Raw genomic sequence first — 6,000 nt, 5'->3', positions numbered from 1 at the left:
CGTGTCGGGGTGGGTTAGGCCGTGCTCAGTGAGATCTGCGTTGTATGCCTGGCGATAGGCGCGTTCAGCTAGTCGGTAGCGGCCTTGGGCGTATGCCGTAGTGCCGATAGAGCGCGCATCTGCTGCGGAAGCATATACAAGCGCTGTGACGATTACCTGATCGGGAACGTGGTTGCCTGCAGGGGTGCGGCGTTGGACTTCGTCGACCAGGTAGTCGAACACATCCACACGCTCAGCCCTGTACGGGGTGAGCAGGCGCGTGGTGCCTTCGCGTGGGCTGGTCGCCCACCTCCATGCGCGTGCCAAGGGCTCAGGGTTAAGCCGTTCCCCACCGCGCTGTTCGAGATAGATGCCATGCACCTCTTCCAACAGAGCACGAGGGATAGGGGATACATAGCCTGCGCGGCGTAGATCAACGGCGGCAGCGACCAGGGCAGCACCGCGGGGGTGCGTGGGAGCCTGAGGATTGGTGTTGACACTCCACGCGTTTTGCCACTCCTCCCACCGCTGCGGGCCATTAGCCAAGTACTCGGCCAGACCGTACTCATCGGCATGCTCAAGGGCGTCGGCAATCCGCGCGTCAGAGACATAGTCACGAGCGCGTTCCCGTTCAGCAGGGGAAAACAGACGATCCAGGCGGAAGAGGCGAGCCAACTTCAGCAAGTCCTGGACCTTCCGATAAGTGTCTAGGGCTGTGGCCTCCTCAGGCATCGTGCTCCAATTGTCCGCCTCAGCAGCACGCAGTGTGGCTACGACAACGCGATGCCGTCTTTTACCAGGAGTCAGTAGCTGGGAAATCGCTTCTCGGGTGAGCTCAGGTGAGGCGAACCAGCGGTTAATGTCATCAAGCCACAGCACGCACCGGGAATACCGCTCAGCAGCTTTCAGGGTGGCAGCGATACTTCCCACGGCAGTAGGGATGATGAGCGTGTGGCGGGGCAACACGGCACGCACGGCTTCAAAAGCACACCGACTCTTACCCGCGGTGGAATCCCCCACCACGAGCACAAACGCGTTCTTGGTGAGTTGTGCTCGCAGCTCTTCGTCGACATCGCGAGGCACAAACGGCACGACATCACTTCCACTACTCGCAGCAGTGGGATGCACGCCCCACGCCAAGGGGTCGCTGAGCTGGCGGACTTGAGGCAGCTTGCCCGAAGGAAGTGTGAAACAGCCTTCCCTGATCGCGCGAGCCTGCTCGTCCCGGAGCGCAGACTCGCGTTCAAAGCGGGCCTGCCACGTGGGGAAGGCCACCTCGGCAATCGCAGCACCCCCGACAGCGATGGCGATGATCAGCGGTATCTCGATCTGGAAGACAGACAGCAGGTTCAAAGCCTGCATGACGAGCGAGAGAACAGCGGCGATAAGAAAAAACCCGACTACACGCCGCAGCACGCCCCGCACCTTCGCTGCCTGGGACCGCCATTCCTTCTTCGGTGGGTGAGACGCAGCGTACCGCCATTTCGATTCCTGGAGCTAACAAACCGGAAGTAATGGATTTCCTCGAAGGAATAGAAGACACGGACTGCTCAGCACCCGGGGGAGGTGCTGTGGTGTGTGACCGTTCCGAGGGCTCAGCCGCAGACAGGAAAGATTCAGTAGATCAAACGTCGCGGGAACCGAAGCCCTGGGGCTCATCGAGGGAGGAGGTCTTGAGTGCTGAGCAGTCCCTGGTATGGGGCAACACGGTGCTGTCTGGGACAGCTTGCCGTCGGAGCTGTTTCTAGGTCCCGGATTCTTCAGGAAGTCACACTCTTCTTCTGAAGAATCTCTTGAAGTGCGTGGAGGGCGGATGCCCAAGGGAAAATTGCTCGGGCTTTTTCGCCAGATCCTGGCGGGTGGGGTTCGAATTTTCCTGGACCGATAAGCACGGCAACCCCTTCGTCGCGGAGGGACTCCACGCTTCTTTGGAAGGGCAAGCGGGCGGCGGAGGCGGAGTTGACGAACGGCAGGACGACAACGGGGACGCCCAGTCCAATGGCCTCGTTCACCACGCTGAGAGCGTAGTTGTCGGCGATCCCGTGGGCGAGCTTGTTGATGGTGTTGAAGGTGGCTGGGGCGACGATGACGGCACCAGCTTTGGGAGAGCGGGGTTGGCCGGGTTTGCGGTGCGTGGAGCGCACCGGGCGGCCAGTCTGTTTTTCCAAAGCACTGCTGTCGATGAAGGTGACCGCGGACGGGGTGGCGATGATCTGGACAGTCCAGCCTTCTTCCTGGGCCAGGCTGACGAGGGTGCCGACATCAGGGGCGGCTCCGGCAGCGCACACCACGATGTAGAGCGTTGTGGATCGTTGAGTCATGCAGAGATCCCAGCACGTTGGTGTCGAGTAAACCTAGACCGGACAGCAGTACCACGTTCCCGCGAAATACGAAACGTTTCTTCGTTTGCCTGGGAATAGCGGGTGGTTCTGCTTCCCGTTCCCCATCAGGTATTTCTTAGGGGTGGAGCTGGTAGGGCGTGGCTGCCTCAGATTTCGTCGGACGCGGTGGCAGGGCCGCAGGTGAAGTCCGGAAGACCGTTGGGCAGTGCGGAATGGACACGCCACGGTTGCCTGAGCCAAGTGAGACCACGCCTTAGCGTCCGAGCTGTTTTGGACTCGTCGGGTTTTGAGAATGAGCGGGCTTCAGCCACTGCAGAAACCCGCCCCTGACCCGGCTCAGGACGCCAGCTCCTTGGGGGCGGACACCACTTGGGGTGGCTCGTTGCGGTCCACTGCGGACAGGCGGATCAGCCCGCCCTCGTCAGCGTCCCGGCAGATGTACGGGCTGTGCGTGGTCACCACGAACTGGATGCGGGGAAAGTGCTGGCGCAGCCAGCCGCCGATCGTCTGCTGCCAGCCCGCGTGCAAATGCGCTTCCACCTCGTCGATGAGCACCACCCCGGGGCAGACCACCGCGGGCATGCCGCCCTGCTCGCCAAGCGCTGACGCCCCGTACATTTCGAAAGCGTGCCGCACCAGGTCCACCACGAGCGCCACCATCAACCGGTGGCCGTCCCCCAGTTCGCCGAGCAGGAACTCCTCGCCGCCGTGGGCTATCCACAGGCCTTCCCCGTCCAGCCGGGCGATCCGGAAACCACTGGGCAGCAGACCGTCGTCCAACAGCGACAGCACGAACCTGGGCACGATATGGGTGCCTTCCCGCCAGCCCAGGTGCACGCCGGTCAGCCACCGCAGCCCTTCAGCGAGTGACGCGTCCTCCCCGAACAGGTTCGCCAGCCGCGACAGCGCGCCCGGCACCGGCACGGGGCGTCCCGGGCGCGACCACTGGCCGCCCAGTCGCCGGAACGGCCCATAGCCGACCACGAACCACCCGTGCGGGTGCTCTGCCCACGGCCCGTTCTCCAACAGGACGGTCCGGTCCGGTTCGATGAGGAACTGGGGCCGCGCCCCGCCGAAGTCGCTCCAATACAGTTCGGCTTCGAACGGCTCCCGCAGCACGTCCTGCCCCCGGGGGGTCCGGTCCCACTGCGGGTCTGGGACGAGGCGGGCCCGCACCCAGCCGTCGCTTTCCCCCCGCGACAGCCAGCCGCGGAAATCCGACATCAGCGCGCGACCCACCGACGGCCCCACCAAAGCCAGGGCTAGGGCGCGCAGCAGAGTGGTCTTCCCCGCCCCATTCGGTCCGGCCAGCACCGTCCAGCCCGCGTGGGCACCGTCGGGGCGGGTGAACCCCAACTCGACGCTGCGTGCGCCGTAAAACCCGCGGATACCGGAGACCGCCAACTCTGCGACGTACAAGAAACGCTCCGAGCACGGAGAGAAAGAAACCTACTACGTCAGGATAGGCGCGTTTCGTAGGGCTTTTCCGATTACCCGGGTTGGGCGGGGGGAATCCGCTCTTCCCTAGACTTGCTTTCCGTGAGTAAGAGCAGGCGCCAGCGAGAAAAGCGGGACCGGGCCCGCACCGAGCCGCCGCCGCTTCCCGAACCGCTGCGGGTGGCGGTGCCGGACTGCCACACCCACATGGACATGCAGGGCGGCGACGTCGCGGAGATCGTGGCCAAGGCCGCGTCGGTGGGGGTGACCCCGATCATCCAGGTCGGCTGTGACGTGGCCGGGTCGCGGTGGGCGGTGCAGGCCGCTGCCGAGCATGACACGGTGTGGGCGGCCGTGGCCTTGCACCCCAACGAGGCTCCGCGGATCGTGCACGGCGTCCCTGAAGACGAAGCCACCGAGTGGGAACCGGCCCGCCCCGCCGGGGGTGAGGCCGCGCTCGAAGAAGCGCTCGCCGAGATCGACGCGCTCGCTGCCCACGAGAAAGTGTGCGCGATCGGCGAGACCGGGCTCGACTACTACCGCACTGGCCCGGAAGGGTTCGACATCCAGGAACGGTCGTTCCGCGCGCACATTGCCATCGCGCAACGGCACGGCAAAGCGCTGATGATCCACGATCGGGACGCCCACGAGGACGTGCTGCGGGTGCTGGAAGACGCAGGCGCTCCGGAGCGGGTGGTGTTCCACTGTTTCTCCGGTGATGCCGCCATGGCGAAACTCTGCGCGGACCGCGGCTACTACATGAGTTTCGCGGGCAACGTCACCTTCGGCAGTGCCCAGCAGTTGCGGGACGCTGCCGCGGTGGTTCCCCCGGAGCTGCTGCTCGTGGAGACGGATGCGCCGTTCCTCACCCCGAAACCGCATCGGGGCCGTCCCAACGCGCCCTACCTTATTCCGCACACGCTGCGTGCCCTCGCCGAGCTCAAAGGCATGGCTGAAGACGAGCTGGCCGAGACGGTCGCTGCCAACGCGCGGCGCGCCTTCGCCCTGCCCTGATCACGAGTCTTCGGGCTCCGGATTGTCGTCCACCCCCCACTCCGCCAGGACTTGTGCCACGTCCGGGGTGGGGGTGTGGGGTGCCCGCGTGCTGCGAGCAGGGGTGCGGCTGAACCGGGGTGCTGGTCCCGGGTAGATGACGTCGCCGTCGCGCACCAGCGACCCGCGGGCTTTGATGTGCGGGTGGTCGGCGGCTTCGGTCATGCTCAGCACGGGGGAGACGCACGCGTCCGTGTCGGCGAAGACTTCCGCCCACTCGTCCCGGGTGCGGGTGCGCAGCACGTCCGCGAACCGTTCCCGCAGCACCGGCCAGCCGGACGGGTCCCACTGGTGGGGGAGTTCTGCCGGGTCCAGGCCGAGCTTGTCGAGGAAGACCGCGTAGAACTGCGGTTCCAGGCAGGCCACGGCCAGGTAGCGGTGGTCGGCGCATTCGTAGACGTCGTAGAACGGCGCGCCCGTGTCCAAATAGTTGACGCCCCGCTCGTCGCGCCACAGCCCTTGGGCGAGGTCCTCGTACATCATCGACATGAGCACGGCGCTGCCGTCCACCATGGCCGCGTCCACCACTTGGCCTTTCCCGGAGCGTTCCCGTTCCAGCAGGGCGGCGAGGATCCCGGTCACCACGAACATGCTGCCGCCGCCGAAGTCACCAACCAGGTTGACGGGCGGCACCGGGGCCTGTCCGCGGCGGCCCACACTGTGCAGGGCCCCGGTCAGCGAGATGTAGTTCATGTCGTGTCCGGCGCGGCGGGCGAGCGGCCCGTCCTGCCCCCAGCCGGTCATCCGCGCGTACACCAGCCGCGGGTTGGCGGCCAGGCACTCGTCAGGGCCTAGACCGAGCCGTTCCATGACCCCGGGGCGGAACCCTTCCAGGAGGACGTCGGCGGCGGCGACCACGGCACGGACCCGGGCCAGGTCTTTTTCGGACTTCAAGTTCGCTTCCAGGACGGGGCGTCCCGCGCTCATCTGCGGCCGCTGGGCGCCCGGGGCGAGGATGGGCGAGCCGGGACGGTCCACCCGGATCACACTGGCCCCCAGGTCAGCGAGGAGCATGGCAGCCATCGGCCCCGGCCCGATGCCCGCGAACTCCACCACGCGGATTCCGCTGAGTGGTCCCATGCGACAGCCTCCGAAGTGCCACGACAAACCCGGCGTATCGTCCCATTCTGGCGGTTTCTGCCGGGGTGCGGCACGGGGCGGTCCTGGGGAGCATCGGGCGCGGGTCAAA

The 6,000-nt window shown here is 65.8% G+C and carries 5 protein-coding genes; 1 reads left to right on the top strand and 4 read right to left on the bottom strand.

The features are described from left to right. From TF1_RS11455 to TF1_RS11445, 3 genes are all read right to left on the bottom strand, one after another. On the bottom strand, nucleotides 1-1,395 hold a 1,395-nt coding region (locus tag TF1_RS11455), incomplete at its 3' end, for a hypothetical protein (protein ID WP_061783881.1). Between the two features lie 344 nt (nucleotides 1,396-1,739). Beyond that, nucleotides 1,740-2,300, bottom strand: coding sequence for a flavoprotein (locus TF1_RS11450; protein WP_011290843.1), 561 nt, complete (start codon nucleotides 2,298-2,300; stop codon nucleotides 1,740-1,742). A 357-nt stretch (nucleotides 2,301-2,657) separates the two neighbouring features. Next, entirely contained in the window at nucleotides 2,658-3,740 is a 1,083-nt protein-coding gene (locus TF1_RS11445) for an AAA family ATPase (RefSeq protein WP_011290844.1), read from the bottom strand. Between the two features lie 111 nt (nucleotides 3,741-3,851). Here TF1_RS11445 and TF1_RS11440 point away from each other — a divergent pair, with 111 nt between their 5' ends. Next, complete coding sequence (locus TF1_RS11440; RefSeq protein WP_016188154.1) at nucleotides 3,852-4,772, top strand: TatD family hydrolase; 921 nt, start codon at nucleotides 3,852-3,854, stop codon at nucleotides 4,770-4,772. Here the strand turns inward: TF1_RS11440 and TF1_RS11435 are convergent, their stop codons facing one another. After that, nucleotides 4,773-5,891, bottom strand: coding sequence for a CaiB/BaiF CoA transferase family protein (locus TF1_RS11435; protein WP_011290846.1), 1,119 nt, complete (start codon nucleotides 5,889-5,891; stop codon nucleotides 4,773-4,775). Between the last annotated feature and the right edge of the window lie 109 nt (nucleotides 5,892-6,000).

Origin of the sequence: Thermobifida fusca NBRC 14071 = JCM 3263, from assembly GCF_001592045.1 — a bacterium.
Classification (GTDB): Bacteria; Actinomycetota; Actinomycetes; order Streptosporangiales; family Streptosporangiaceae; genus Thermobifida; species Thermobifida fusca.
The sequence above is the reverse complement of the archived record's forward strand: the minus strand, read 5'-3'. Positions and strand labels throughout refer to the sequence as shown.